The sequence below is a fragment of the Streptomyces coeruleorubidus genome, from assembly GCF_028885415.1.
GTDB classification, from domain to species: domain Bacteria; phylum Actinomycetota; class Actinomycetes; order Streptomycetales; family Streptomycetaceae; genus Streptomyces; species Streptomyces coeruleorubidus_A.
In genome coordinates this window covers 1,882,188-1,908,244 of sequence record NZ_CP118527.1, presented here as the reverse complement: position 1 = coordinate 1,908,244, position 26,057 = coordinate 1,882,188, and the positions used below count along the sequence as shown (strand labels likewise).

General features: G+C 71.2%; 25 protein-coding genes. 18 read left to right on the top strand and 7 right to left on the bottom strand.

The genetic code is table 11. From position 1 onward, the window contains the following. Positions 1 to 92 precede the first annotated feature (92 nt). Positions 93 to 2,576 carry an alpha-L-arabinofuranosidase C-terminal domain-containing protein gene (locus PV963_RS08900; protein WP_274815105.1) on the top strand — a complete coding sequence of 828 codons (2,484 nt, stop codon included), beginning with the start codon at positions 93 to 95 and terminating at the stop codon, positions 2,574 to 2,576. A gap of 55 nt (positions 2,577 to 2,631) precedes the next feature. Here PV963_RS08900 and PV963_RS08895 read toward each other — a convergent pair whose 3' ends face one another. Beyond that, positions 2,632 to 3,321, bottom strand: a complete 690-nt coding sequence (locus PV963_RS08895; protein WP_274815104.1) for a DUF6215 domain-containing protein — start codon at positions 3,319 to 3,321, stop codon at positions 2,632 to 2,634. A gap of 164 nt (positions 3,322 to 3,485) precedes the next feature. Between PV963_RS08895 and argC the strand changes: the two genes are divergently transcribed. Genes argC through PV963_RS08870 form a run of 5 tightly spaced genes read left to right on the top strand, consistent with a single transcriptional unit; the run spans position 3,486 to position 8,331 of the window. Then, complete coding sequence (argC, locus tag PV963_RS08890) at positions 3,486 to 4,514, top strand: N-acetyl-gamma-glutamyl-phosphate reductase (protein WP_274815102.1); 1,029 nt, start codon at positions 3,486 to 3,488, stop codon at positions 4,512 to 4,514. Then, the gene (gene argJ / locus PV963_RS08885; protein ID WP_274815101.1) at positions 4,511 to 5,662 is read left to right on the top strand and encodes a bifunctional glutamate N-acetyltransferase/amino-acid acetyltransferase ArgJ; all 1,152 of its coding nucleotides are present in this window, start codon (positions 4,511 to 4,513) and stop codon (positions 5,660 to 5,662) included. Before argC ends, argJ begins: the two co-directional genes overlap by 4 nt. After that, positions 5,659 to 6,582: an acetylglutamate kinase gene (argB, locus tag PV963_RS08880; RefSeq protein ID WP_274815099.1), complete on the top strand. Its 924-nt coding sequence runs from the start codon at positions 5,659 to 5,661 to the stop codon at positions 6,580 to 6,582. Before argJ ends, argB begins: the two co-directional genes overlap by 4 nt. Next, on the top strand, positions 6,579 to 7,778 hold the full coding sequence (locus tag PV963_RS08875) for an acetylornithine transaminase (protein ID WP_274815097.1): 1,200 nt from the start codon (positions 6,579 to 6,581) through the stop codon (positions 7,776 to 7,778). The genes argB and PV963_RS08875 overlap by 4 nt, the downstream gene beginning before the upstream one ends. A gap of 7 nt (positions 7,779 to 7,785) precedes the next feature. Continuing rightward, positions 7,786 to 8,331 (top strand): arginine repressor, encoded by a 546-nt coding sequence (locus tag PV963_RS08870; RefSeq protein WP_274815096.1) that lies wholly within the window; start codon positions 7,786 to 7,788, stop codon positions 8,329 to 8,331. 86 nt (positions 8,332 to 8,417) lie between these two features. On the opposite strand, the gene PV963_RS08865 is transcribed toward PV963_RS08870, so the two are convergent. The 6 genes from PV963_RS08865 to PV963_RS08840 all read right to left on the bottom strand — a co-directional run bounded on the left by PV963_RS08865 (position 8,418) and on the right by PV963_RS08840 (position 14,203). Beyond that, positions 8,418 to 9,221: an FAD:protein FMN transferase gene (locus PV963_RS08865; protein ID WP_274815095.1), complete on the bottom strand. Its 804-nt coding sequence runs from the start codon at positions 9,219 to 9,221 to the stop codon at positions 8,418 to 8,420. Beyond that, positions 9,214 to 10,272 carry an FMN-binding protein gene (locus PV963_RS08860; protein ID WP_274815094.1) on the bottom strand — a complete coding sequence of 353 codons (1,059 nt, stop codon included), beginning with the start codon at positions 10,270 to 10,272 and terminating at the stop codon, positions 9,214 to 9,216. The genes PV963_RS08865 and PV963_RS08860 overlap by 8 nt, the downstream gene beginning before the upstream one ends. 40 nt (positions 10,273 to 10,312) lie before the next feature. Next, a complete protein-coding gene (locus tag PV963_RS08855) occupies positions 10,313 to 11,695 on the bottom strand; it encodes a ferredoxin reductase family protein (protein WP_274815093.1) in 1,383 nt (460 codons plus the stop codon). Between the two features lie 136 nt (positions 11,696 to 11,831). Next, complete coding sequence (locus PV963_RS08850) at positions 11,832 to 12,530, bottom strand: L,D-transpeptidase family protein (RefSeq protein ID WP_274815092.1); 699 nt, start codon at positions 12,528 to 12,530, stop codon at positions 11,832 to 11,834. A gap of 3 nt (positions 12,531 to 12,533) precedes the next feature. Next, on the bottom strand, positions 12,534 to 13,121 hold the full coding sequence (locus tag PV963_RS08845) for a pyridoxamine 5'-phosphate oxidase family protein (RefSeq protein ID WP_274815091.1): 588 nt from the start codon (positions 13,119 to 13,121) through the stop codon (positions 12,534 to 12,536). 140 nt (positions 13,122 to 13,261) lie between these two features. Next, positions 13,262 to 14,203 (bottom strand): hypothetical protein, encoded by a 942-nt coding sequence (locus PV963_RS08840; protein WP_274815090.1) that lies wholly within the window; start codon positions 14,201 to 14,203, stop codon positions 13,262 to 13,264. A 219-nt stretch (positions 14,204 to 14,422) separates the two neighbouring features. Between PV963_RS08840 and PV963_RS08835 the strand changes: the two genes are divergently transcribed. The 12 genes from PV963_RS08835 to PV963_RS08780 all read left to right on the top strand — a co-directional run bounded on the left by PV963_RS08835 (position 14,423) and on the right by PV963_RS08780 (position 26,057). Then, positions 14,423 to 15,640, top strand: a complete 1,218-nt coding sequence (locus PV963_RS08835) for an argininosuccinate synthase (protein ID WP_274815089.1) — start codon at positions 14,423 to 14,425, stop codon at positions 15,638 to 15,640. 70 nt (positions 15,641 to 15,710) lie between these two features. Next, a complete protein-coding gene (argH, locus tag PV963_RS08830) occupies positions 15,711 to 17,144 on the top strand; it encodes an argininosuccinate lyase (RefSeq protein WP_274815088.1) in 1,434 nt (477 codons plus the stop codon). Positions 17,145 to 17,293: 149 nt separating this feature from the next. Continuing rightward, entirely contained in the window at positions 17,294 to 18,265 is a 972-nt protein-coding gene (locus tag PV963_RS08825; protein WP_274815087.1) for an aldo/keto reductase, read from the top strand. Between the two features lie 85 nt (positions 18,266 to 18,350). Next, positions 18,351 to 18,902, top strand: a complete 552-nt coding sequence (locus PV963_RS08820; protein ID WP_274815086.1) for a TetR/AcrR family transcriptional regulator — start codon at positions 18,351 to 18,353, stop codon at positions 18,900 to 18,902. After that, positions 18,899 to 20,431 carry an MFS transporter gene (locus tag PV963_RS08815; protein WP_274815085.1) on the top strand — a complete coding sequence of 511 codons (1,533 nt, stop codon included), beginning with the start codon at positions 18,899 to 18,901 and terminating at the stop codon, positions 20,429 to 20,431. Before PV963_RS08820 ends, PV963_RS08815 begins: the two co-directional genes overlap by 4 nt. A 160-nt stretch (positions 20,432 to 20,591) precedes the next feature. Next, on the top strand, positions 20,592 to 21,206 hold the full coding sequence (locus PV963_RS08810; RefSeq protein WP_274815084.1) for a hypothetical protein: 615 nt from the start codon (positions 20,592 to 20,594) through the stop codon (positions 21,204 to 21,206). Positions 21,207 to 21,342: 136 nt separating this feature from the next. Further along, on the top strand, positions 21,343 to 21,576 hold the full coding sequence (locus PV963_RS08805; protein ID WP_274815083.1) for a hypothetical protein: 234 nt from the start codon (positions 21,343 to 21,345) through the stop codon (positions 21,574 to 21,576). Positions 21,577 to 21,578: 2 nt separating this feature from the next. Beyond that, positions 21,579 to 22,577, top strand: coding sequence for an AAA family ATPase (locus PV963_RS08800; protein ID WP_274815081.1), 999 nt, complete (start codon positions 21,579 to 21,581; stop codon positions 22,575 to 22,577). Further along, on the top strand, positions 22,574 to 23,515 hold the full coding sequence (locus tag PV963_RS08795; RefSeq protein WP_274815080.1) for a DUF58 domain-containing protein: 942 nt from the start codon (positions 22,574 to 22,576) through the stop codon (positions 23,513 to 23,515). Before PV963_RS08800 ends, PV963_RS08795 begins: the two co-directional genes overlap by 4 nt. A 10-nt stretch (positions 23,516 to 23,525) precedes the next feature. Continuing rightward, complete coding sequence (locus PV963_RS08790; protein WP_274815079.1) at positions 23,526 to 24,476, top strand: VWA domain-containing protein; 951 nt, start codon at positions 23,526 to 23,528, stop codon at positions 24,474 to 24,476. A gap of 16 nt (positions 24,477 to 24,492) precedes the next feature. Further along, positions 24,493 to 25,374, top strand: coding sequence for a S1C family serine protease (locus PV963_RS08785; protein ID WP_274815078.1), 882 nt, complete (start codon positions 24,493 to 24,495; stop codon positions 25,372 to 25,374). Between the two features lie 14 nt (positions 25,375 to 25,388). Then, positions 25,389 to 26,057 carry a response regulator transcription factor gene (locus tag PV963_RS08780; protein WP_274815077.1) on the top strand — a complete coding sequence of 223 codons (669 nt, stop codon included), beginning with the start codon at positions 25,389 to 25,391 and terminating at the stop codon, positions 26,055 to 26,057.

The window sequence follows — 26,057 nt, the reverse complement described above, 5'->3', positions numbered from 1 at the left end:
GCGCCCCTGCCCCCTCCCTATCTTGCCGTTCGAAGTGCTGATCAATGTCTGATATTTCGAACACTCCTCTACCAGAGAGCCGCGGAGTATCCATGCCACGCACCGCCCGCACCCGATGGAGAATCGGTCTCACGACCACCGCCCTCCTGACGGCAGCAGCCCTCGTACCGGCCCCCGCGCACGCCGAGGACGTCACCGACTACGCCATCACCGTCGACCCGTCCGCCAAGGGCGCCGCGATCGACGACACGATGTACGGCGTCTTCTTCGAGGACATCAACCGGGCCGCCGACGGCGGTCTGTACGCCGAGCTCGTGCAGAACCGCTCCTTCGAGTACTCCACCGCCGACAACGGCTCCTACACGCCCCTGACCTCGTGGACGGCCGGTGGCACGGCCGAGGTCGTGAACGACTCGGGCCGCCTCAACGAGCGCAACCGCAACTACCTCTCGCTGGGCGCCGGCTCCTCCGTCACGAACGCCGGCTACAACACCGGCATCCGGGTCGAGCAGGGCAAGCGGTACGACTTCTCCGTGTGGGCCCGCGCCGAGAGCGGCAGCACGCTCACCGTCTCCCTCAAGGACACGGCAGGCGCCCTGGCGACCGCCCGGCAGGTGGCCGTCAAGGGCGGCTGGGCCAAGTACAAGGCCACCTTCACCGCGACCCGCACCAGTAACCGCGGCCGCCTCGCCGTCGCCTCGACGAACGCCGCCGCGCTCGACGAGATATCGCTCTTCCCGCGCGACACCTACAAGAACCAGCCGAACGGCCTGCGCAAGGACCTCGCCGAGAAGATCGCCGCGCTGAAGCCGGGCTTCGTGCGCTTCCCCGGCGGCTGCCTGGTCAACACCGGTTCCATGGAGGACTACAGCGAGGCCTCGAACTGGCAGCGCAAGCGCAGCTACCAGTGGAAGGACACCATCGGCCCCGTAGAGCAGCGCGCCACCAACTCCAACTTCTGGGGCTACAACCAGAGCTACGGCCTCGGCTACTACGAGTACTTCCGCTTCTCCGAGGACATCGGCGCCATGCCGCTGCCCGTCGTCCCCGCCCTGGTGACCGGCTGCGGCCAGAACAAGGCCACCGACGACGACGCCCTGCTCAAGCGCCACATCCAGGACACCCTCGACCTCATCGAGTTCGCCAACGGCCCGGCGACCTCCAAGTGGGGCAAGGTCCGCGCGCAGATGGGCCACCCCAAGCCCTTCCACCTCAGCCACATCGGCGTCGGCAACGAGGAGAACCTCCCCAAGGAGTTCTTCGCCCGCTTCGAGCAGTTCCGGGCCGCCATCAAGGCCAAGTACCCGGACATCACCGTCATCTCCAACTCCGGCCCGGACGACGCCGGTACGACCTTCGACACGGCCTGGCAGCTCAACCGCGAGGGCAAGGTCGACATGGTCGACGAGCACTACTACAACAGCCCGAACTGGTTCCTGCAGAACAACGACCGCTACGACTCCTACGACCGCAAGGGCCCCAAGGTCTTCCTCGGCGAGTACGCCTCACAGGGCAACGCCTGGAAGAACGGACTCTCCGAGGCCGCGTTCATGACGGGCCTGGAGCGCAACGCGGACATCGTCAAGCTGGCCTCGTACGCCCCGCTGCTCGCCAACGAGGACTACGTGCAGTGGCGGCCGGACATGATCTGGTTCAACAACCACGCCTCCTGGAACTCGGCCAACTACGAGGTCCAGAAGCTGTTCATGACCAATGTCGGCGACCGCGTCGTCCCGTCGAAGGCCACCACCACGCCGAACGTCAGCGGTCCGATCACGGGTGCCGTCGGCCTGTCCACGTGGGCGACCAGCGCCGCGTACGACGACGTGAAGGTCACCGCCGCGGACGGCTCGACGCTGCTCAGCGACGACTTCTCCGGTGACGCCTCCAAGTGGACCACCAGCGGCCGGGGCAGCTGGAGCATCCAGGACGGGCAGTACGTCCAGACCGACACCGCCGCCGAGAACACCATGGTCACGGCGGGTGACCCGGCCTGGAAGGACTACGACCTGCATGTGAAGGCCACCAAGAAGTCCGGCAAGGAGGGCTTCCTCGTCGCCTTCGGCGTCAAGGACACCGGCAACTACTACTGGTGGAACCTGGGCGGCTGGAACAACACCCAGTCGGCGATCGAGCAGGCCGTCGACGGCGGCAAGGGCACGCTGATGACGAAGGCCGGGTCGATCGAGACCGGCCGCGCCTACGACATCGACATCAAGGTCCGCGGCCGCCAGGTCACCCTGTTCCTGGACGGCAAGGAGTGGGGCAGCTTCAAGGACGACAAGCCGGCCGAGCCGTTCCGCCAGGTCGTCACCAAGGACGCGGGGACCGGTGACCTGATCGTCAAGGTCGTCAACGCCCAGTCCGCCGAGGCCCGTACGGCCGTCGACCTGGGTGGCGCGAAGGTCGCCTCCACCGCCCGCGTGACCACGCTGGCCGCCGAGGAGGACGCCGTCAACACGGAGACGGACACGCCGGTGACGCCGGTGACGTCCACCTTCCGCGGCGTGGCCGGGAAGTTCACCTACACCTTCCCGGCGAACTCCGTCACCTTCCTGCGGATCAAGCAGAGGTAGCGGGTCCCTCGTGGGCCGCCGTCCCCGGGACGGCGGCCCGACACGCTGCGTGGCGTCACCGGCCGGAGTCCCACCCGGGGACGGTCGGCAGCACCTTCTCGGCGACACGGAGCAGCACCGCGTCGTCCGGCACCCCGCCGTCGGCGCGCCACAGCGTCACGTCGAGGGAACCGCCGCTGTCCTTGGCGTCATGCGCCACGGTGAGGGCCCGGGCCGGGACGCCGGGGCCGCTCTCGCTGTCGCTCCCGTCGAGGCGGAAGCTGATGCTGATGGTGCGGTCCGAGTAGACGACGGCCGGCCGGCCGTGCACCTTCAGCTGCTCGGCGTCGTTCCCCAGCAGCGCGTGGGACCCGGCCACCGGCAGGCCGTCGTAGGTCGCCGACAGCGTCACGGTGTAGGTGTCGAACTCGACCTGCGCCGAGGGCGTGGCGATCTCCTTGCCGCCGGCGGACTCGAACGAGCTGTCGCCGCCGCTGGCGGTCTTCGCGATCTCCGTCGGCGTGCCGAGCAGGGCGGCGAGGTCGGAACGGTTCAGCGCCTCGCACAACTCCGCTCCCGAGACGCGTTTCCCCTTCGGGCCGGGGGTCTCCCCGTCCGAGCACGTGGCAGGCTTCGGCTCGCTTTCCGCGGACGTCTCGCCGAGTGCCCAGAAGCCGACGCAGAGCGCCCCCACGAAGACCACTGCCGCGACCGCCTGCCCCCACGCGCTCGCACCTTTCTCGGGCGCGCTGATTTCTTCGGCCATGTCCCCCGCCTGCCGTGATCCCCTGATATGTGACGGGGGACCATAACCTGTGATCATGCTCCGGACAAAGTCGGTTTCCTGGTGGCACACGGTGCCCGCTCGCGATTGGGATTGCATAAAACTGCGGTGAAACGTATAGTCATGCTCTCTAAGGAGGAGGTTCCATGGCGGTACGTGCGGCAGTGGCCGGAGCGAGTGGATACGCGGGCGGGGAACTGCTGCGTCTGCTCCTGGCGCACCCCGACGTCGAGATCGGCGCCCTGACCGGCAACTCCAACGCGGGACAGAGGCTCGGTGCGCTCCAGCCGCACCTGCTGCCCCTGGCCGGACGAGTGCTCCAGGAGACCACCCCCGAGGTCCTCGCCGGGCACGACGTCGTGTTCCTCGCACTGCCCCACGGGCAGTCCGCCGCCGTCGCCGAGGAGCTCGGGCCGGACGTGCTGGTGATCGACATGGGGGCCGACTTCCGGCTGACGGACGCCGCCGCCTGGGAGCGGTTCTACGGCTCCCAGCACGCCGGAACCTGGCCCTACGGCCTTCCCGAACTGCCGGGCGCCCGCGCCGCGCTGGAGGGGTCCAAGCGCGTCGCGGTGCCCGGCTGCTACCCCACGGCCGTGTCGCTGGCGCTCTTCCCGGCGTACGCCGCCGGGCTCGCCGAGCCCGAGGCCGTGATCGTCGCCGCGTCCGGCACCTCCGGCGCGGGCAAGGCACCCAAGCCGCACCTGCTGGGCAGCGAGGTCATGGGCTCGATGTCCCCGTACGGCGTCGGCGGCGGGCACCGGCACACCCCCGAGATCACCCAGAACCTCAGCGCGGCCGCCGGCGAGCCGGTCTCCGTCTCCTTCACGCCGACCCTCGCGCCGATGCCCCGCGGCATCCTCGCCACGTGCAGCGCGAAGGCGAAGGACGGGGTCACCGCCGACTCCCTGCGCGCCGCCTACGAGAAGGCCTTCGCCGACGAGCCCTTCGTGCGCCTGCTGCCCGAGGGGCAGTGGCCCGCCACGGCGTCCGTCTACGGTTCGAACGCCGTTCAGGTGCAGGTCGCGTACGACGCGGCCGCCGGACGGATCATCGTGATCAGCGCCATCGACAACCTCACCAAGGGCACCGCCGGCGGTGCCGTCCAGAGCATGAACATCGCCCTGGGGCTCGACGAGACCACCGGACTGACGACGATCGGAGTTGCGCCGTGAGTGTGACGGCAGCGAAGGGATTCACGGCGGCGGGCATCGCCGCCGGGATCAAGGAGAACGGCAACCCCGACCTGGCCCTGGTGGTCAACACCGGGCCCCGCCGCGCCGCCGCCGGCGTCTTCACCTCCAACCGCGTGAAGGCCGCACCGGTCCTGTGGTCCGAGCAGGTGCTCAAGAGCGGTCAGGTGTCCGCCGTCGTCCTCAACTCCGGCGGCGCCAACGCCTGCACGGGCCCGAAGGGCTTCCAGGACACCCATGCGACGGCCGAGAAGGTCGCCGAGGTCCTCGGGCGGGGCGCCGTCGAGGTCGCCGTCTGCTCGACCGGCCTCATCGGCGTCCTGCTGCCCATGGACAAGCTGCTGCCGGGCGTCGAGAAGGCAGCCGCGTCCCTGAGTGAGCACGGTGGCGAGAAGGCAGCCATCGCCATCAAGACCACCGACACCGTCCACAAGACGTCCGTCGTGACCAAGGACGGCTGGACCGTCGGCGGCATGGCCAAGGGCGCCGGCATGCTCGCCCCCGGCCTCGCCACCATGCTCGTCGTCCTCACCACCGACGCGGCCCTGGACAACGACGTCCTCGACAAGGCCCTGCGGGCGGCCACCCGGACGACCTTCGACCGGGTCGACTCCGACGGCTGCATGTCCACCAACGACACCGTGCTGCTGCTCGCCTCCGGCGCCGCCGGGGTCACCCCGGAGTACGACGAGTTCGCCGAGGCCGTACGGCAGGTCTGCGACGACCTCGGGCAGCAGCTCATCCGGGACGCCGAGGGCGCCAGCAAGGACATCAAGGTCGAGGTGATCAACGCCGCGACCGAGGACGACGCCGTCGAGGTGGGCCGCTCCATCGCCCGCAACAACCTCCTCAAGTGCGCGATCCACGGCGAGGACCCCAACTGGGGCCGGGTGCTGTCGGCGATCGGCACGACGAGCGCCGCCTTCGAGCCCGACCGGCTCAACGTCGCCATCAACGGCGTCTGGGTGTGCAAGAACGGCGGTGTCGGCGAGGACCGCGACAAGGTCGACATGCGCTACCGCGAGGTGCACATCGTGGCCGACCTCGCCGCCGGGTCCGAGACCGCCACCATCTGGACCAACGACCTCACCGCGGACTACGTCCACGAGAACAGCGCGTACTCCTCATGAGCACCACTCGCAAACACACCGCCCTGCCCAAGGCCCAGATCCTCATCGAGGCGCTGCCCTGGCTGGTCCGGCACAACGGCAAGACGGTCGTCATCAAGTTCGGCGGCAACGCCATGGTCGACGAGGACCTGAAGGCCGCCTTCGCCCAGGACGTCGTCTTCCTGCACCACGCCGGTCTCAAGCCCGTCGTCGTGCACGGCGGCGGCCCGCAGATCAGCGCCGCCCTCGACCAGCACGGCATCGTCAGCGAGTTCAAGGCGGGCCTGAGGGTGACCACCGAGGACGCCATGGACGTCGTACGGATGGTGCTGGCAGGCCAGGTGCAGCGCGAGCTGGTCGGGCTGCTCAACCAGCACGGCCCGCTCGCCGTCGGCCTGACGGGCGAGGACGCGCACACCATCACCGCCACCAAGCACCAGCCCGAGATCGACGGCGAACTCGTCGACATCGGGCGGGTGGGCGAGATCACCGCGATCGACACGGGCGCGATCGAGGCCCTGCTCGCCGACGGCCGCATCCCGGTCGTCTCGTCGATCGCCCGCTCCCAGGACGACGGACATGTCTACAACGTCAATGCTGATACGGCGGCTGCGGCACTCGCTGCTGCACTGGGCGCCGAAACCCTCATGGTCCTCACGGACGTCGAGGGACTCTACGAGGACTGGCCGAACAGCGACGAGGTGATCAGCCGCCTCACCGCCTCCGAGCTGGAGCGACTGCTGCCGGACCTGTCCTCCGGCATGGTGCCGAAGATGGAGGGCTGCCTGCACGCCGTACGCGGCGGCGTCACCACCGCCCGGGTCATCGACGGGCGGGTCCAGCATTCGATCCTGCTGGAGATCTTCACCGACGAGGGGATCGGCACGATGGTCGTGGCCGACGAGAAGCCCGAGGGACCGGGCGAACAGGGGGAGTCGTGAGCAACCAGGAACTGACCGCGCGGTGGCAGGGCGCGCTCATGAACAACTACGGCACCCCGAGGCTCCCGCTCGTCCGCGGTGAGGGCACCAAGCTGTGGGACGCCGACGGCAGGCAGTACCTGGACTTCGTCGGCGGCATCGCGGTCAACGCGCTCGGCCACGCCCACCCGGCCGTCGTCGAGGCCGTGAGCCGGCAGATCGCCTCCCTCGGCCATGTCTCCAACCTGTTCGTCGCCGAGCCGCCGGTCGCGCTCGCCGAACGGCTGCTCCAGCTCTTCGGCCGCGACGGCAAGGTCTACTTCTGCAACTCCGGCGCCGAGGCGAACGAGGGCGCCTTCAAGATGGGCCGGCTCACCGGGCGGACCCACATGGTCGCGACCCAGGGCGGCTTCCACGGCCGCACCATGGGCGCCCTCGCGCTCACCGGTCAGCCCGGCAAGCAGGAACCCTTCCTGCCGCTGCCGGGCGACGTCACGCACGTCCCGTACGGCGACGCTCAGGCACTGGCCGCCGCGGTGACGCAGGAGACGGCCCTCGTCGTCATCGAGCCGGTCCAGGGCGAGAACGGGGTCGTGGTCCCGCCCGCCGGCTACCTCAAGGCCGCCCGGGCCATCACCGCCGCCACCGGCGCACTGCTCGTCCTCGACGAGGTGCAGACCGGCGTCGGCCGGACCGGTCACTGGTTCGAGTACCAGGCCCACGAGGGCGTGCTGCCCGACGTCGTCACCCTCGCCAAGGGCCTCGGCGGCGGACTGCCGCTCGGCGCGACCGTCGCCTTCGGGCGCGCCGCCGAGTTGCTCCAGCCCGGCCACCACGGCACGACCTTCGGCGGCAACCCCGTCGCCTGCGCCGCCGGGCTCGCCGTCCTCGACACCATCGAGAACGAGGGGTTGCTGCAGAACGTCAAGCGGCAGAGCGAGAAGTTGCGGGACGGTGTCGAAGGCCTCGGTCACGAGTTGATCGATTTCGTCCGGGGCGCGGGTCTCCTCCTGGGTATCGTGCTCACCGAGCCGCTCGCGCCCCAGGTGCAGCAGGCGGCTCAGGACGCCGGCCTCCTGGTGAACGCGCCCGCTCCCGATGTCGTACGGCTCATGCCGCCGCTGAACATCGCCGACGACGAGGTGGACGCCTTCCTCCGGGCGCTGCCCGGCGTCCTCGATGCAGCAGCCGACGGGGACGGACGATCCGGGGAATGAGACGACGATGAGCCAGGCGCAGGACCACGAGCAGCCGGGGGCGAACGGGCCCGCCGTGCCGCAGACCCGCACCGCACGCCACCGCCGGATCGTGGACATCCTCAACCGGCAGCCGGTGCGGTCGCAGAGCCAGCTGGCGAAGCTGCTCGCCGACGACGGGCTGAGCGTCACACAGGCGACGCTCTCCCGTGACCTGGACGAGCTGAACGCGGTGAAGATCCGCAACACCGACGGCGACCTCATCTACGCGGTGCCGAGCGAGGGCGGTTTCCGCACGCCGCGCGCTCCGCTGGGCGGGTCGGCGAAGGAGGATCGGATGCGGCGGCTGTCGCAGGAGCTGCTGATCTCCGCGGAGGCTTCGGCGAATCTCGTGGTCCTGCGGACCCCTCCGGGGGCTGCGCAGTTCCTGGCGTCGGCGATCGACCAGGCCGAGCTGCACGACATTCTGGGGACGATCGCCGGTGACGACACGTTGCTGTTGATCAGCCGGAACCCGACGGGGGGTCAGGAGCTGGCCGACCACTTGCTGAGGCTGGCGCAGAACGGGCATTGAGCACGCCGTGGCGGTGGCTGTTGGTGGTCGTGTGCGGGTGAGCTGTGGCTGGTCGCGCAGTTCCCCGCGCCCCTGAGGGCCGCCACTCACCCCAGCCGCGCAGCCAGACCCCCGGTACAACGGACCTCATCACCAGCCGTGATCAACAGCGCCTCAACCCCCGGCAGCGACTCGAGCCACGCCAACCCCTCCCGCGACCCCATCGCAAACCCCGCCGTGGCCCAGCAGTCCGCCCACGTCAGCCGAGGCCCCACCACGGTCACGGCGACCAGGTCGGTCACGGCCGAACGCCCCGTACGCGGGTCGACGATATGCGTGCCCCGCTCGGCGGTCCCGGACGTGGCCACGGCCAGCTCATCCACCCCGGCCGCGGAGATCACCGCCGCGAGACCGCCCGGCCGCAGGGGATCCGAGATCCCGACCCGCCAGGGCCGCTGCGAGCCCGGGACCCCGAGCAACTGCACATCGCCGCCGCCGTTGACGCTGACCCCGCTCACCCCGGGCACCGCGGCCAACCGCCGCGCCGCCCGCTCGACCGACCAGCCCTTCACGATGCCGGTCGGATCGAGGCGGCCCCCGTACGACGTGCTGAACCAGCCGTCACTCAGCCGCTCCGCCTCGGCCGCCAGTTCCAGGACCTCGGCGACCTCCGGATCACACTCCTCGACCGTCAGCTCACCGCGTTGCAACCGGGAGATCTGGCTGTCCTCGCGGTAGGTGCTGAACACCTCGTCGACCCGGTGCAGCCCGGCGACGGCCTCGTCGACCGCCGCGCGCACGGCGCCGGGTTCCCCGCCGCGGACGTCGAAGGAGAAGACGGTCCCCATCGTCTCCTCCGCATGACGTACCGCGGCGGGAGCCTGTGCGGAGTCGGCCACCGTGTCAGCCACCGGCCTGGTCCAGCGCCGACTGGAGGGACTGCTTGTAGCCGGCGCTGGTGTAGGTGGCGCCCGAGACGGCGTCGATCTGTGCGTTGCCGGCCGCGACCGCCGCTTGGTTGAGGCGGGGGACGGAGGCGGAGGTGATCTGGTCGCTGCGGCCGCCCTTGGGGGCCTGGACGGCCTCGGCGTTGGTGATCTTGCCGCCGGCGACGGTGATACGGACCTGGACCGGGCCGTACTGCGTCTGCGCCACACTGCCGGTGAGCGTCTGAGTCCGGGCCTGGCCGCCCCCGGAGCCGGCGGCCTGGGAGGAGCCGCCCCCTGCCGGAGCCTTGTCCAGGGCGGACTGGAGCGACTTCTTGTAGCCCGCGCTGGTGTACGTGGCGCCCGACACCGCGTCGATCTCAGCGCTCCCCGCCGCGACCGCTGCCTGGTTGAGGCGGGGGACGGAGGCGGAGGTGATCTGGTCGCTGCGGCCGCCCTTGGGGGCCTGGACCGCTTCGGCGTTGGTGATCTTGCCGCCGGCGACGGTGATACGGACCTGGACCGGGCCGTACTGCGTCTGCGCGACATCGCCGGTCACGGTCTGGGCGTTGCCCGAGCCCTGCGCGCCGCCGGCCGAGGCCTTGGCCTTGTCCAGGGCCGACTGGAGGGACTTCTTGTAGCCGGCGCTGGTGTACGTCGCCCCGGACACGGCGTCGATGTCCGCGCTCTGGGCGGCGACCGCCGCCTGGTTGAGGCGCGGCACGGAGCTGGCGGTGATCTGGTCGCTGCGGCCGCCCTTGGGGGCCTGGACCGCCTCGGCCTGAGTGATCTTGCCGCCGCTCATGGTCAGGCGCACCTGCACCGCGCCGTACTGCGTCTGCGCCGCGTCACCGGTGACCGCGCCGTTCACGCCGCCCTGCGGAGCCTGCCCGGCGGCCGCGGGCGGGAGCTGGCCGCCCGCGGCCTGGGCGGAGCCCGGGTCGGAGGCCGGCTTCAGTGACAGCAGCAGCACGATCCCGGAGACGGTGGCTGCGCCGGCGAGCACGGCACGCCGGACGGGGTGAGACTTCCTCATCGTTTCTCAAGCTCCTGAAGGGCTGTTGATGTCCCGTCGCTCACATCTCGAACGACTCGTGATGGATACGGCGGGCGGGGACTCCCGCGCCGCGCAGTGCCTCGTACACCGACTGCGCGAAGCCGGGCGGCCCGCACATGAAGACGTCGTGGTCGTCGATGTCCGGGATCTTCCGCCGGAGGGACTCGGCTGAGATGTCGGGGCGTTCCCCGTCGGGGCTGTTGACCGCGTACATCAGCCGGGCACCGCGCTCGTCGGCGATCTTGGCGAGCTCGCCCCACAGGGCCAGGTCCTGGGTGCTGTTGGCCCGGTAGAGCAGCGTGATGTCGCCGGACGCGCCCGGCAGGGTCTCGAACAGGGCCCGCATCGGGGTGATGCCGACACCGCCCGCGACCAGCAGTACCTTGCCGCGACTGCGGCGCTGCGCGGTCATCGCGCCGTACGGGCCCTCCGCCCACACCTTGGTGCCGGGCTTGAGCTCGCGCAGCCGGGAGGTGTGGTCACCGATCGCCTTGACGGTGATCCGCAGCATGTCCGGGCGGGGCGCCGCCGACAGCGAGTAAGGGTGCGAACTGAAGCGCATGCCGGGCGCCTTGAACCGCCAGCGGAAGAACTGGCCCGCCTCCGCGCCCATCCGGTGCAGCTTGCGCCCGCCGATCAGCACGGACACGATGCCCGGGGTCTCCTCGATGACCGCCTCGACCCGCATCCGGTGCCGCAGGTTCAACCGGATCGGGGTGAGGATCCGGAACCAGAGGACGAGCGCGGTCACCGCGCCGTACAACCCGTACCAGAAGGTCTTGGCGGCGGGCTCGACGGCGAACTCGTTGCCGGTCGTGATCTGGTGCCAGAACGTCAGGTACACCGCCGCGTAGGTGAGCAGGTGTACGTGGTACCAGGTGTCGTACCCGATCAGCCGGCGCACCCCGCCGATCGAGAGGATCCCGATGACGAACAGCAGGCCCGTGCCGATGGCGGCCTTGCCCATGTCCGGCAGCTGGTTGATGGAGTCCGTCGTCTGCTGGACGATGTCGCCGAGGCCCTTGCCCGCCTGCAGCGCGTAGCCCCACATGATGAGGAAGACGTGCGTGATGACCAGGCAGAGGGTGTAGCGGCCGGTCATGGCGTGCCAGCGCGCGACCCGGTCGGTGCCAACCCGCCGTTCCAGCGCGGGCACCCGGGCCATCTGGAGCACCACCAGCGCCATGAGGTAGCCGGCGAGCAGACCGGTGATCCGGCCCGCGGCCAGGATCTTGCCGGTGGTGTCCGCGATGGACGGCGTGTTGTCCCACCACAGCCACAGCACGGCCGCCGCACCCGCCCACAGGGCGATCAGCAGCGGGACGGCCGGGGAGCGGCGCGGACGGATGCGGCGCATCGTCTGGCGGCGGGCGGCACGGCCGCCTGCGAGCGTGGTGGTCACGGTTCCTCCGTGGGGACTTGACCCTTGGCCCACAGATACGTGCCGGGACACGCGAGTGTTCAGCCGTGCACCGAGTCGTGTGCGTACGGGAGTGACCGGCGGTAACCCGAAGAGGTTCCGGGGCGGCCTCGCGGGCCTAGTAGCGGGTGACGGCGGTGGCCCCGCTCGCCGTCCCGACGGCGATGTGGGGGCGCTTCGCCGGGTCGGCCCAGGTGAGGATCCGTCGCATCGCGTCCTTCGGCACCGACACGCAACCCGCTGTCGCCCCGCGCCCGTCGACATGGAGGAAGATTCCCGCGCCGCGTCCCCGCACGGGGCGCTCGTAGTTGAAGCCGATGACGAGCGCGTGCGCGTACGGCTCCCCGTACGTGATCAGGTGCTCGGACTCGGCGGCCCGGCAGTCGGCCGCGCGGGGCTCGGTCCAGCGGTTGTAGGAGCGGGAGTCGTTGTCCTGGCACCACCAGGAGTCCCGGTGCACCCGGCGGTACTTGTACGCCGTCCCGCGCGGCGCCGCCTTGATGCCGAAGGCGTACGGCAGGCCGTACAGACCCGTGGGTGTCGTGTTCGTGCCCTGCTTGCGGGACGCGCCCTCGACCAGCCCGTTCGCTCCGAAGCGCGCGGGCGCGGAACCCGCCTTCACCCACCGCCCGTCCCTGAGGTCCCACCAGGTGACCGTGCCCGTCGTCGAGGCCGTCCCCGGGGCCACCGCGGTGATCAGCTGGGTGCCGCCGCCGGTGTCCGTCATCCGGGCCGGCAGCGCAGGCGAGGGGGCATGCGCCCCGGCGCCGAGCACGACGAGGGAGGAGACGGCTAGGGCGACGGCACCGGGGCGCATGCCTCAGACCGTAGAGGGAGGCAGTGGCAACGGCAGCCCGGGTAGTCCGTCCAGGCTCGTCGCGATGTGCTCCTTCTTGGTGAAGTAGGCGCTGAGCGACGCGTCGTCCTCGCGTGCGAAACGCTTGCCGTGCAGGTCGCGGTCCGCCTCGTACGCCATGAAGGGCACGGCGTAGCCGCAGGTGTCCCGGACGAGTTCGGCCGTGACGACGATGATCGCGCGCAGTCCGTGCTGTGCCGGGTCGATGTCCGGGAAGTGGCCGAGCAGCTCCCCGAAACGGGGGTCGTCGCGGAAGACCGGCTCACCGCGGCCGTGCACACGGACGATGTTCGGCGGGCCCTGGAAGGCGCACCACATCAGGGTGATCCGCCCGTTCTCCCGCAGATGGGCGATGGTCTCGGCGTTGGAGCCCGCGAAGTCGAGGTAGGCCACGGTGTGGTCGTCGAGCACCGCGAAGGAGCCCTTGAGGCCCTTGGGGGAGAGGTTGACCGTGCCGTCGGCGGACAGGGGAGCGGTGGCGGTGAAGAAGACCGGCTGCGCCTCGATGAACGAGCGGAGCCGGCCTTCTATGCATGCATAAGTCTTTCCCATGTCTAAAGATTATGGGTGAAGACCTTTCGGGTGCCTAAGAAATTGCGGGATCCGGTCACCTCTGCCGGACCCCGCCCCCGGCGCCTGCCCGTGGCCGCCCCGGCCGGCGCTCACGCGGGGCGGCCACAGCGCCTGTCACCTCACTTGGTGAGCGTGCAGGCGGCCAGGGAGTCCAGGCCCGCCGGACGCTCGGCCGTGCGGCCGATGGCGGTGGCGATGCGGTTGATCGCGGCGACGCGCTTGTCCTCCAGCGGGCCGAGGATGGCGTTCTGGACGAAGTTGGGCCCGCCCTGGCCGACGGTGTCGACGAGGCGCTTGTTGGCCTCCTCGATCTGGGTGTCCAGCTGGCCGAGATTGCGGTCGACCTCGGCCTGGGCGGAGGCCGGGATCGCCGGCAGCTGGGAGGCGACGTCCGGGCAGGTGATCGTGCCGGCGCCCGCGTTCCCCGCCTCGCCGGCACCGGCGCCCGCGTCCTCTCCGGCGCCCGCGCCGGCTTCCTCGCCCGCGCCCGCTTCGGCGCCCGCGCCCGCTTCGGCACCCGCTCCTGCCTCGGCACCGGCACCGGCACCGGCACCGGCCTCCGCACCGGCGCCCGCCTCCTCTCCACCCGCAGCCTCGCCCGCTCCGGCGCCGCCGTCGGCGTTGAGCTGGCAGGCGGCGAAGGCCTCCAGGCCCTCCGGCTTCTCGGCGGCGCGCCCGATGGCGGTGGCGATGCGGTTGATCGCGGCGACGCGCTTGTCCTCCAGGGGGCCGAGGATGGCGTTCTGGACGAAGTTGGGTCCGCCCTGGCCGACGGTGTCGACGAGGCGCTTGTTGGCCTCCTCGATCTGGGTGTTCAGCTGGGCGAGGTTGCGGTCGACCTCCGCCTGCGCCGAGGCGGGGATGGCCGGCAGCTCGCCGGTGACGTCCGGGCACGTGATGGTGCCGGGACCCGCCAGTGTCCGGGCGTTGGTCCCGCCGCTGTCAGGCGTCTCCCCGGCGAGGGCGAAGCCGGCGATCACCGTGCCGGACAGTGCCACCGCGGCGGCGCCGCCGATGAAGCCGACGCGACGCTTGTTGTACTTCGGAAGAGCCCTGGACATGCGGATGCCTCACTAGGGGGTCGGGGGTGTCGTCGGTGTCAAAACGCGGCGCCTGCGTTCGGCGAGAGGTACGGGTAAGCGGTTGCGCGCGTTCAAAGGATCTTCAAAGTCATCTCGGCATGGCCGGAATCGGGCCCTCGATCCGAGATGCATTGACGAATCATGCGGAGCTCTGCATAATCATGCAGGTCAGTGATCGCAGTGTGAGGGGAAGAACCCGTGACCGAGCGCGTCGTACTCGCCTACTCCGGCGGTCTTGACACCTCCGTCGCCATCGGCTGGATCGCCGAGGAGACGGGCGCCGAGGTCATCGCGGTCGCGGTGGACGTCGGCCAGGGCGGCGAGGATCTGGACGTCATCCGCAAGCGCGCCCTCGCGTGCGGCGCGGTGGAGGCCGAAGTGGCCGACGCAAGGGACGAGTTCGCCGAGGAGTACTGCCTCCCTGCGATCAAGGCCAACGCCCTCTACATGGACCGCTACCCGCTGGTCTCCGCCCTGTCCCGGCCGGCGATCGTCAAGCACCTCGTCGCCGCCGCCCGCAAGCACGGCGCCACGACCGTCGCCCACGGCTGCACTGGCAAGGGCAACGACCAGGTCCGCTTCGAGGCCGGCATCGCCGCCCTCGCCCCCGGCCTCAAGTGCATCGCCCCGGTCCGCGACTACGCCATGACCCGCGACAAGGCCATCGCCTTCTGCGAGGACAAGGGCCTTCCGATCGCGACCACCAAGAAGTCGCCGTACTCCATCGACCAGAACGTCTTCGGCCGCGCCATCGAGACCGGCTTCCTCGAGGACATCTGGAACGCGCCGATCGAGGACATCTACGAGTACACGCAGAACCCGGCCGTCGCCCGCGAGCCCGACGAGGTGGTCATCTCCTTCAAGGAGGGCGCCCCGGTCGCCATCGACGGCAGGCCCGTCACCGTGCTCCAGGCCGTCCAGCAGCTCAACGAGCGCGCCGGAGCCCAGGGCATCGGCCGGATCGACATGGTCGAGGACCGCCTCGTCGGCATCAAGTCCCGCGAGGTGTACGAGGCTCCCGGCGCGATCGCCCTGATCACCGCCCACCAGGAGCTGGAGAACGTCACCGTCGAGCGCGAACTCGCCCGCTACAAGCGGGGCGTCGAGCAGCGCTGGAGCGAGCTGGTCTACGACGGCCTGTGGTTCTCCCCGCTCAAGCGCGCCCTGGACGGCTTCGTCGACGAGGCCAGCCGGCATGTCACCGGCGACATCCGCATGACCCTGCACGGCGGCCGCGCGGTCGTCACCGGCCGGCGCTCGGAGCAGTCGCTGTACGACTTCAACCTCGCGACCTACGACACGGGCGACACCTTCGACCAGTCCGCCGCCAAGGGCTTCATCGACATCTACAGCCTGTCGTCGAAGATCGCGGCACAGCGTCACCTGCGGGCACAGCCCGACGGGATCCGGACGTAGCACGACGGGAACCGGGCGTAGGCATATAAAGGTCTGCGTCACATCCATACCTCTCTAGGAGCAACGCAAAGTGAGCAGCAACAGCGGTGACGTACGGCTCTGGGGCGGCCGTTTCGCCGACGGTCCCGCCGAGGCCCTGGCCAAGCTGTCCGCGTCCGTCCACTTCGACTGGCGGCTCGCGCCGTACGACATCGCCGGTTCGCGTGCGCACGCGCGCGTGCTCCACAAGGCGGGCCTGCTCACCGAGGACGAGCTGACCCGGATGATCGCCGGGCTCGACCAGCTGGAGGCGGACGTCGCCGACGGCTCCTTCGTGGGCACCATCGCCGACGAGGACGTGCACACCGCCCTGGAGCGCGGCCTGCTGGAGCGGCTCGGCCCCGACCTCGGCGGCAAGCTGCGCGCGGGCCGCTCCCGCAACGACCAGGTCGCGACCCTCTTCCGGATGTACCTGCGCGACCACGCCCGGGTCATCGGAGGCCTGATCGCCGAGCTCCAGGACGCGCTGATCGGCCTGGCCGAGGCCCACCCGGACGTGGCGATGCCCGGCCGCACCCACCTCCAGCACGCCCAGCCGGTCCTCTTCGCCCACCACGTCCTCGCCCACGTCCAGGCACTGTCGCGGGACGCCGAGCGGCTGCGCCAGTGGGACGCGCGCACGGCGGTGTCGCCCTACGGCTCGGGCGCGCTGGCGGGCTCCTCGCTGGGCCTGGACCCGGAGGCGGTGGCGAAGGACCTCGGGTTCGAGCACGGCTCCGCCGGCAACTCCATCGACGGCACGGCTTCCCGGGACTTCGTCGCCGAGTTCGCGTTCATCACGGCGATGGTCGGCGTCAACCTCTCCCGGATCGCCGAGGAGGTCATCCTCTGGAACACGAAGGAGTTCTCCTTCGTGACCCTGCACGACGCGTTCTCCACCGGCTCGTCGATCATGCCGCAGAAGAAGAACCCGGACATCGCCGAGCTGGCGCGCGGCAAGTCCGGCCGCCTGATCGGCAATCTGACGGGCCTGCTGGCCACGCTCAAGGCCCTCCCGCTCGCGTACAACCGCGACCTCCAGGAGGACAAGGAGCCGGTCTTCGACTCCATCGACCAGCTGGAGATCCTGCTGCCGGCCTTCACCGGCATGATGGCCACGCTCACGGTCCACCGCGAGCGCATGGAGGAACTGGCCCCCGCCGGCTTCTCCCTCGCCACGGACATCGCCGAGTGGCTGGTCAAGCAGGGCGTACCGTTCCGTGTCGCCCACGAGGTGGCCGGTGAGTGCGTGAAGGTCGCCGAGGCGGAGGGCAAGGAACTGGACGAGCTGACGGACGAGCAGTTCGCGAAGATCTCCACCCACCTGACCCCCGAGGTCCGCTCGGTCCTCAACGTCCCCGGAGCCCTGGCCTCCCGTAACGGCCGGGGCGGCACGGCCCCGAGCGCGGTGGCGATCCAGCTGGCAGAGGTGAAGGCGGACGTGGCGGCCCAGCACGAGTGGGCTCTGGCCAAGAAGAAGGGCTGAGGGAAAACGCCTCAGGGGCGCGGGGAACTGCGCGAGCAGCCCCGCACAACCCGCACTCGCAAACACACAGCAGGCCCCGATCTCAGAGGCGAAGGTCATCCCGGGGGTTACGTTGGTCGAAAGCCGCAGCCGACCGAACGGAACCCCCGATGCCCTTCGCCCGCCTGGCCACAGCAACAACCCCCACCTGCCACATCGGCCTCGGCCTCGCCGCCGTCGGACGCCCCGGCTACATCAACCTCGGCCGAGACGAAGACCTCGGAGACGACCGCAGCGTCGAGACGCTGCGCAACCGCACACATGAACTCCTGAACGCCGCCTACGCCCAAGGCGTCCGCTACTTCGACGCCGCCCGCTCCTACGGCCGCTCGGAAGAGTTCCTCGCAGACTGGCTCAAGGCGAGGCCCGGCCTGGACGACATCGTCGTCGGCAGCAAGTGGGGCTACACCTACACCGCCGACTGGTCCACCGACGCCGAGACGCACGAGGTCAAGGACCACACCCTGCCCACCTACGAACGGCAGCGCGCCGAGACCGACGCCCTGTTCGGCGACCGGCTCGACCTCTACCAGATCCACTCGGTGACCCCGGACAGCCCGGCCCTCACCGACAAGGAACTGCACGCGAAGCTCGCGGAAGCCGCCGCCCAGGGGCTCACCATCGGCTTCTCCACCAGCGGTCCCGCGCAGGCGGACGCGATCCGCGCCGCCCTCGCCGTGACGGTCGACGGCGAACCCCTCTTCCGTACCGTCCAGTCGACGTACAACGCGCTGGAGACCTCCGCCGCGCCCGCCCTCGCCGAGGCACACGACGCCGGGCTCACCGTGATCGTCAAGGAGGGCATGGCCAACGGCCGCCTCGCGGGGCCGCACGCGCCGGACGTGCTGAAGGAGATCGCCGAGGAGACCGGGCTGGGCTGTGACGCCGTCGCCCTGGCGGTGATCCTGCGGCAGCCCTGGGCCGGCGTCGTCCTCTCCGGCGCGGCCACCACCACCCAGCTCGCCTCCAACCTGCACGCGACGGTCGTCGACCTCGACGACGACCAGCTGACCCGCCTCGCCACGCTGGTCGAGGAACCGCAGGCGTACTGGGAGCGGCGCGGCCAACTGCCCTGGCACTGATCACCACCTCTCCATGCACCGGCAGCCGTGAGTCACCCACGCCCAGTATGAGACATTCATGTCTCATATGGAGTATGGTCGTCTCATGGCTGTCGATCCTGACCACGTGCTGCGCACCGCCGCGGCCCTGCTGACCCGGAAATCCACCGCGACCATGGACGAGGTCGCGAAGACCGCCGGGATCAGCCGCGCCACACTGCACCGCCACTTCGCCGGGCGTGACGCGCTCGTCCGCGCGCTGGAGTCGCTGGGCATCGCGGAGTGCGAGGCCGCGCTGGACGCCGCCCGGCTCGACGAGGGCACGGCGAGCGAGGCCGTGCGCCGGCTGGTCGGGGCCATCGAGCCCGCCGCCGGACTGCTCGGGTTCCTCTACACCGAGAACCAGCTGTTCGAGGGCGAGGAGCAGAACCCGGGCTGGACCCTGATCGACGACCGGATCTCCGCCCTGTTCCGGCGCGGCCAGCTCAGCGGCGAGTTCCGCATCGACCTCACGCCGGCCTGGCTCACCGAGGCGCTCTACGGCCTACTGGCCTCCGGCGCCTGGATGGTGCAGAGCGGCAAGGGCGCCCCCAAGGACTTCCAGCACATGATCGTCGAGCTGCTGCTCGGCGGCGCACTACGGAGAGAGGAATCATGACCAGCACGTTGCAGCCGGCTGAGACGGCCGAGACGGTGAAGCGCCCGGGCCGCTGGCTCGCGCTCGGCGTCCTCGTGCTCGCCGTGCTGCTGGTGGCCGTCGACGCGACCGTCCTCGGTCTCGCGACCCCCTACATCAGCGAGGACCTCAAGCCCTCCGGCACGCAGCTGCTGTGGATCGGCGACGTCTACTCGTTCGTCATCGCCGGTCTGCTCGTCTCCATGGGCAGCCTCGGCGACCGGATAGGCCGCAAGCGGATCCTGCTCGTCGGTGCCACGGCGTTCGGCACGATATCCGTGTTCAACGCCTACGCCACGACACCGGAGACGCTGATCGTGGCGCGGGCGCTGCTCGGCGTCGCCGGCGCGACCCTGATGCCGGCCACGCTCGCCCTGATCCGCAACCTCTTCCACGACCCGCGCGAACGCAGTTTCGCCGTCGGCATCTGGGGCGCCACCGCCTCCGCCGGTACCGCCGTCGGCCCGATCGTCGGCGGGTTCCTGCTGGAGCACTTCTGGTGGGGCTCGGTCTTCCTGATCAACCTGCCCGTGATGGCCGTCCTGGTCCTCGTAGGCATCAAGCTGCTGCCCGAGTCGCGCACCGCGAACCCCGGCCCCTGGGACCTGGCCAGCGTCGTGCTGTCGCTGGTCGGCATGGTCGGTGTCGTGTACGCGATCAAGGAGGCCGCCACGCACGGCTTCGCGTGGGACACCCTGGCCGTGGGTCTGCTGGGCGTGGCCGCCCTCTACGGGTTCGTACGCCGCCAGTTCACCCTTCCGGCCCCGCTGCTGGACATGCGGCTGTTCAGCAACCGCGGCTTCAGCGGGGCGGTGCTGGCCGATCTGCTGACCATCCTCGGACTGTCCGGGCTGGTGTTCTTCCTCTCCCAGTACCTGCAACTCGTCCAGGGCAGGCGCCCGTTGGAGGCGGGGCTGGCGGAACTGCCCGCCGCGATCGGCGCGGTGGTGGCCGGTCTGGTCGCGGGACGCGCGGCCCGGCGCTTCTCGGTGCGGGCCGTCGTCTCCGGGGGGCTCGCGGCGATCGGCCTCGCCCTGGCCGCGCTCACGGTGATCGGCCAGTCCACCGCCTACCCGCTGCTCGGTGCCTCGCTGCTGGTGGTCGGCGTCGGAGCCGGTTTCTCGTTCACCGTGACCGCCGACGTGATCCTCTCCAGCGTGCCCAAGGAGCAGGCCGGTTCCGCGTCCGCCGTGTCCGAGACGGCGTACGAACTCGGCGCGGCCCTCGGCATCGCCGTGCTCGGTTCCATCGTGACCGGTGTCTACCGCGACTTCACCGGTCCGGCAGGCACACCGGCCGCGGCCCACGAGTCGCTGGGCGGCGCCGTGGAGGCGGCCGCGAGCATGCCCGCGCACACCTCCGCGGTGATGCTGGACGCGGCCCGCACGTCCTTCGTCGACGGCCTGGCCCTCGCGGCGGGCGTCGGCGCGGCGGTCCTCCTGGCCGCCGCGGTGGCGACGTGGTTCCTGTTGCGGGGGCAGCGGCTGGAGGACGGGGCGGAACACCCGTAGCCCCCTGTGGCGGCCGAAACGGCGAGATACCCTCGCTGATCAGCACGGCACTCCGCTGGGGACCCCTCCCGGGGAAGGACGCGTATCCTCCTGCCGCCCAGATCCCCAACGAGACTTCGCCAGGTGACATATGACACCGAGTGGACGACCGCCTCGTCCGGTGCCGACCGCCTCCATCGCGCTGCTCATGGCCCTTGTGGGGCTGGTCGCGTGCTCGTCCGGCGGCAGCGACGGCGGTGCGCCCGACCCGTCCGGCGGCGCCCCGTCCAGCGCGCCGGCTCCCACCCGGGCCATGAGCACCTGGGTGGGCAAGGTGTGCACCGCCGACAAGAACCTCCAGGCCCAGCAGGGCGCGGCGCGCGTCGCGGCCCTGAGCTACGTGCCGCGCAAGCCCACCCGCGAGCAGCTCGCTCACTTCGTCAGGGCGTCCCACGAAGGGCTCCAGGAGAAGGCCGAGGAGTTCCGGGAGATCGGCCCGTCACCCGTCGCGGGCGGAGACGAGGTCACCGTCGCCTACGTCGCGGCACTTCAGGCCGCTGCCGCCGAGGTCGGAAAGGCGCGGAAGACCCTGGCAGGCGCGTCGTCGTCGGACGTGTTCACCTCCACATTCCCGATGGCGGTGGCCGACGACGTGAACTCGGCCGTGCCGAAGGACGCCGACCTGCCGAGCCTGCTCTCCCGCAACCCGGCACTCGAACAGGCCTACAAGGCTTCCCCGGATTGCCAGGGCCTGACTCCGCTCACCCTCGACCCCGCGCCCACGCCCTCGGCCTGAGCGATGATCTCGTCCTGGCCGTCGATTGCCGTTCGGCCCGCTCTTTGACGCCGCCTTTAAGCCCGTTTTCGCCCTCGCCTGATGGTCTTGGCTCCGTATCCGACGTCGTTCCCCACGGCCGAAGGAGCCACCGATCATGACACGTCGTACGAAGAAGGCGATCGTCACCGTCTCCGTCCTGGCCGCCGCCGGCCTCACGGGCGGCGGTGTCGCGCTCGCCGCCGACGGTGACGAGACGCCGCACGAGCAGGTCAGGTTCGTCGTAGAGGAGGGCACCTCCTCCGGCGGGGGCGCGGCGGGCGGCGAGGACTGCCCGTGGAAGGACGCCGGCACCGCCCCGAGCGGCGGCGACCCCGCCTCGGAGCTGTGACCGTGGCCACCGCACCGGCCGCCCTGCCCCCCGACGGCAAGCTCCTGGAAGAGGCCCTCTTCGAGGTCAAGCGGGTGATCGTCGGCCAGGACCGCATGGTGGAGCGGATGTTCACCGCCGTACTGGCCCGCGGCCACTGCCTGCTGGAGGGCGTGCCGGGCGTCGCCAAGACGCTCGCCGCGAAGACCCTGGCGCATGTCGTGGGCGGACGGTTCGCCCGGCTCCAGTTCACGCCCGACCTCGTCCCCTCCGACATCACCGGCACCCGCGTCTACCGGCCCTCCCAGGAGACCTTCGACATCGAACCCGGCCCGGTCATCGCCAACATCGTCCTGGCCGACGAGATCAACCGCGCCCCCGCCAAGGTCCAGTCCGCCCTGCTGGAGGTCATGGGCGAGCACCAGGTCTCCATCGGCGGCACCACGCTCCCCGTCCCCGAACCCTTCCTCGTCCTCGCCACCCAGAACCCGATCGAGTCCGAGGGCGTCTACCACCTCCCCGAGGCCCAGCGCGACCGCTTCCTGCTCAAGGTGGAGGTCGCCGCGCCCAGCGAGTCCGAGGAGCTCGCCATCCTCTACCGGATGAGCGTCGACCCGCCCCGCCCGCGCCGGGTCCTCACCCCCGAGCGGCTGGTCGCGCTCCAGCGCACCACCGACGAGGTGTTCGTGCACCACGCCGTCGCCGAGTACGCCGTACGACTCGTCTGCGCCACGCGTGAACTGGCCGGTCCGGAGCGGCGGCTGGCCCACGGCGCCGGCCCGCGCGCCACCCTCGGCCTGGTCGCCGCCGCCCGTGCGCTGGCCGTGCTGCGGGGCCGCGGCTACGTCCTGCCCGAGGACGTGAGCGACCTGGCACACGAGGTCGTCGGGCACCGCCTGGTCCTCTCCTTCGACGCGCTCGCCGACGGAGTGACCGGGCCGCAGATCGTCGACGAGGTACTCGCCTCCGTGGACCAGCCGCGGATCAGCCCCCGTCAGGCGGCCGAGGAGGCGGCGGCATGACCCCGGCCCTGGGCGAACTGACCCCCGAGCAGGCGCTGCGGCACCTGGAGCTGCTCTTCACCCGGCACCCCGACGGCCTGCTCCAGGGCGACCACCCCTCCCTCGTGCCCGGACCCGGCGACGAGGTCGCGGAGACCCGGCCGTACGTCATCGGCGACGACGTCCGCCGGATGGACTGGAACGCCACCGCCCGCACCACCGTCCCGCACGTCCGCCTCACCCTCGCCGACCGCGAACTCACCACCTGGATCGTCCTCGACGCCTCCGCCAGCATGGACTTCGGCACCGCGCGGATGGAGAAACGGGACCTCGCGGTGGGCGCGGCGGCCGCCGTCGCCTTCCTCACCGAACGGGCCGGCAACCGCCTCGGCGCCGTCTTCGCCGGACAGGGCCCCGGGGACCACCCCCCGGGGGGCGGACCGTACGGCAGCCGGCGCATCCCGCCCCGCACCGGCCGCCGCCACCTGCTCGCGATCCTGCGGACCGCCCTCGAACGCCCGCGCGTCACCCCCGGGCCCCCGGCACACCACCTCGCCGACGCCCTGCACACCCTGCGCGTCCTGCCGGCCCGCGGCCTGGTCGCCGTCGTCTCCGACTTCCTGGAGACGGGCTGGGAACAGCCCCTGAAGACCCTCGCCCGCCGGCACCAGGTCCTCGCCGTGGAGATCGTCGACCCGCGCGAACTGGACCTGCCGCCTGTCGGGCTGCTCACCGTCGTCGACCCGGAGACCGGACGCAGCCGCGAGATCTCCACGCACACCCGGGGACTGCGGGAGCGCTACGCGCGGGCCGCGCTGGAGCAACGGGCACTGATCCGGCAGTCCATCCGCCGCGCGGGCGCCGGCCATCTGCGGCTGCGCACCGACCGGGACTGGGTCCGCGACGTCGTCCGGTACGTCGAGGCGCAGCGGCGCCGGGCCGGCGGCGGGGCGGCATGAGGGAGGCACGATGAGTCTGCGCTCACCCGGCTGGCTCCTGCTGCTCGTGCCGCTCGCCGGCCTGATCGCCGCGTATGTGCTGCTCCAGCGCCGACGCAGCCGCTACGCCGTCCGCTTCACCAACCTCGACCTGCTCGACAAGGTCGCGCCCAGCCGCCCCGGCTGGCGCCGGCACCTCCCCGCCGCCGTCTTCTGCGCCACGCTCGCGCTGCTGGTGCTGGGCTTCGCCCGGCCGACCGCCGAGGTGCAGGTTCCCCGGGAGCGGGCCACGATCATGATCGCCTTCGACACGTCCGGGTCCATGGAGGCCACCGACGTCGACCCCACTCGCTTCGTGGCCGCCCAGCGCGCCGCCCTCGCGTTCGTCGACCGGCTGCCCGAACGGTTCAACACCGGACTGGTCTCCTTCAGCGGCTCGGCCACGGTCGCGGTGCCGCCCACCACCGACCGCGCGGTGCTGCGCTCGGCCCTCGAGCAGCTCACCCTCGGCCAGGCCACGGCGATCGGCGACGCCGTCATCGCCGCCCGCGACGCCATCCGCGCCCTCGACAGGCAGGCCGAGACCGAGCCACCGCCCGCGCACATCGTGCTGCTGTCCGACGGTGCCAACACCTCCGGCCGCTCGGTCGAGTCGGCGGCCGAGGAGGCGGCCGGCGACCGCATCCCGGTCTCGACGATCGCCTACGGCACCGAGGACGGCGTCGTCGACCTCGGCGGCGGCCGCATCCTCCAGGTCCCGGTCGACGGACCCGCCCTGGAGAACCTCGCCTCCCGCACCGGCGGCGACTACCACGAGGCCGCCACCGGAGAGGAACTCCAGGCGGTCTACGAGGACATCGGCAGCTCCGTCGGCTACCGCACCGAGGAGCGCGAGATCTGGCAGTGGTTCGTGGCCGCCGGGCTGGTCACGGCGCTCGTGACGGCCGCGCTGTCCCTGCTGTGGTTCTCGCGGCTCCCGTGACGAAGGAGGTACGACCGTGTCCGACCCTCATCCCCGCTCCGGCCTGGGCGAGCCCCGCGGCCCGTCCTTCTTCCCGGGCCGCCCGCGCGAGCACACGGAGCCACTGGCACCACCGGCCCCAGCGCCCTCCGCAGCCACACCACAACCTCCGTCCCCACGCCCGTCCCGCAGCCCCCGCCCGCTGGCCTCCGCCGTCCTGGCCGCCGTCCTCGCGGGCGGTCTCGCCGGATACGCCGCCGGGACACTCGGCGACGACGACCCCGTCCCCACCTCCGCACCGGCCGCCCGCGCCCCGGGCGACCTCCAGGCCGTCGCCGCCCGGGTGCTGCCCAGCGTGGTCTCCGTCCAGACGGACCGCGGCCAGGGCTCCGGGTTCGTCTTCGACGAGCGGGGCCGGATCCTCACCAACGCGCATGTGGTGGACGGCAGTTCACGGGTGTCCGTCGAACTTCAGGACGGCCGCCGGCTCGCTGCCGAGGTGATCGGCGACGACCCCGCCCACGACGTCGCCGTACTGGAGCCGGAGACCTCCCGCGGCCTGCGCGCCGCCGACCTCGCCACCGGCACCCGCCCGGCCGTCGGCGACACCGTCCTGGCCATCGGCTCCCCGCTCGGCCTGAGCGGCACCGTCACCTCCGGCATCGTCAGCGCTCTGGACCGCTCGGTCCGGCTCGGCGAGGGCAGCGGGGGAGGACCGCGGCGGGCGCTCCAGACCGACGCCTCGATCAACCCGGGGAACTCCGGCGGACCGCTCGTCGACGACGAAGGGCGCGTCATCGGCATCAACACGGCCATCGCGACGTTGGACCAGAACAGAGGCGGTTCCATCGGCATCGGCTTCGCGATCCCCGTGGGCGACGCGGTGGAGGCCGCCCGGACCATCATCGACGGTGGCTGAAGGGGGCCGCGCCCATGCGACTGCTGGTCGTCGAGGACGAGGAAGACCTCGTCGTCGCCCTCAAGGTGGGCCTGATCAGGGCCGGCTACGCGGTCGACGTCGCACCCGACGTCGACACCGCAACCGAGAAGCTCACCGTGAACGACTACGACCTGGTCCTGCTGGACCTCAACCTGCCCGACGGCGACGGCTTCTCCGTCTGCCGCGCCATCCGCGCCACCCCCGGTGGCCCCCGCATCCTGATGCTCACCGCCCGCGACCGCCTCGCCGACCGGGTACGCGGCCTCGACGAGGGCGCCGACGACTACCTCGTGAAACCCTTCGCGCTGCCCGAACTCCTCGCCCGCATCCGCGCCCTGCTGCGCCGCGAGGACGGCGGCACCTCCGTCGTCGAGGTCGGCGAGCTCCGCCTGGACACCGCCCGCTTCGAGGCGTACCGAGGGGACCGCAGGCTCCCGCTCACCCCCAAGGAGTTCGGTGTCCTGCACTACCTGATGACCCGCCCCGGGCGCGTCGTCCCGGCCGAGGAACTGCTCGAACACGTCTGGGACGAACACGCCGACCCGTTCACCAACACCGTCCGCGTCACCGTCGGCTCCCTGCGTCGCAAGGTCACCGGGGACGACGAGCCGCTCATCGAGACGGTGATACGGCAGGGCTACCGCCTGAAGGAGGCGCCGTGA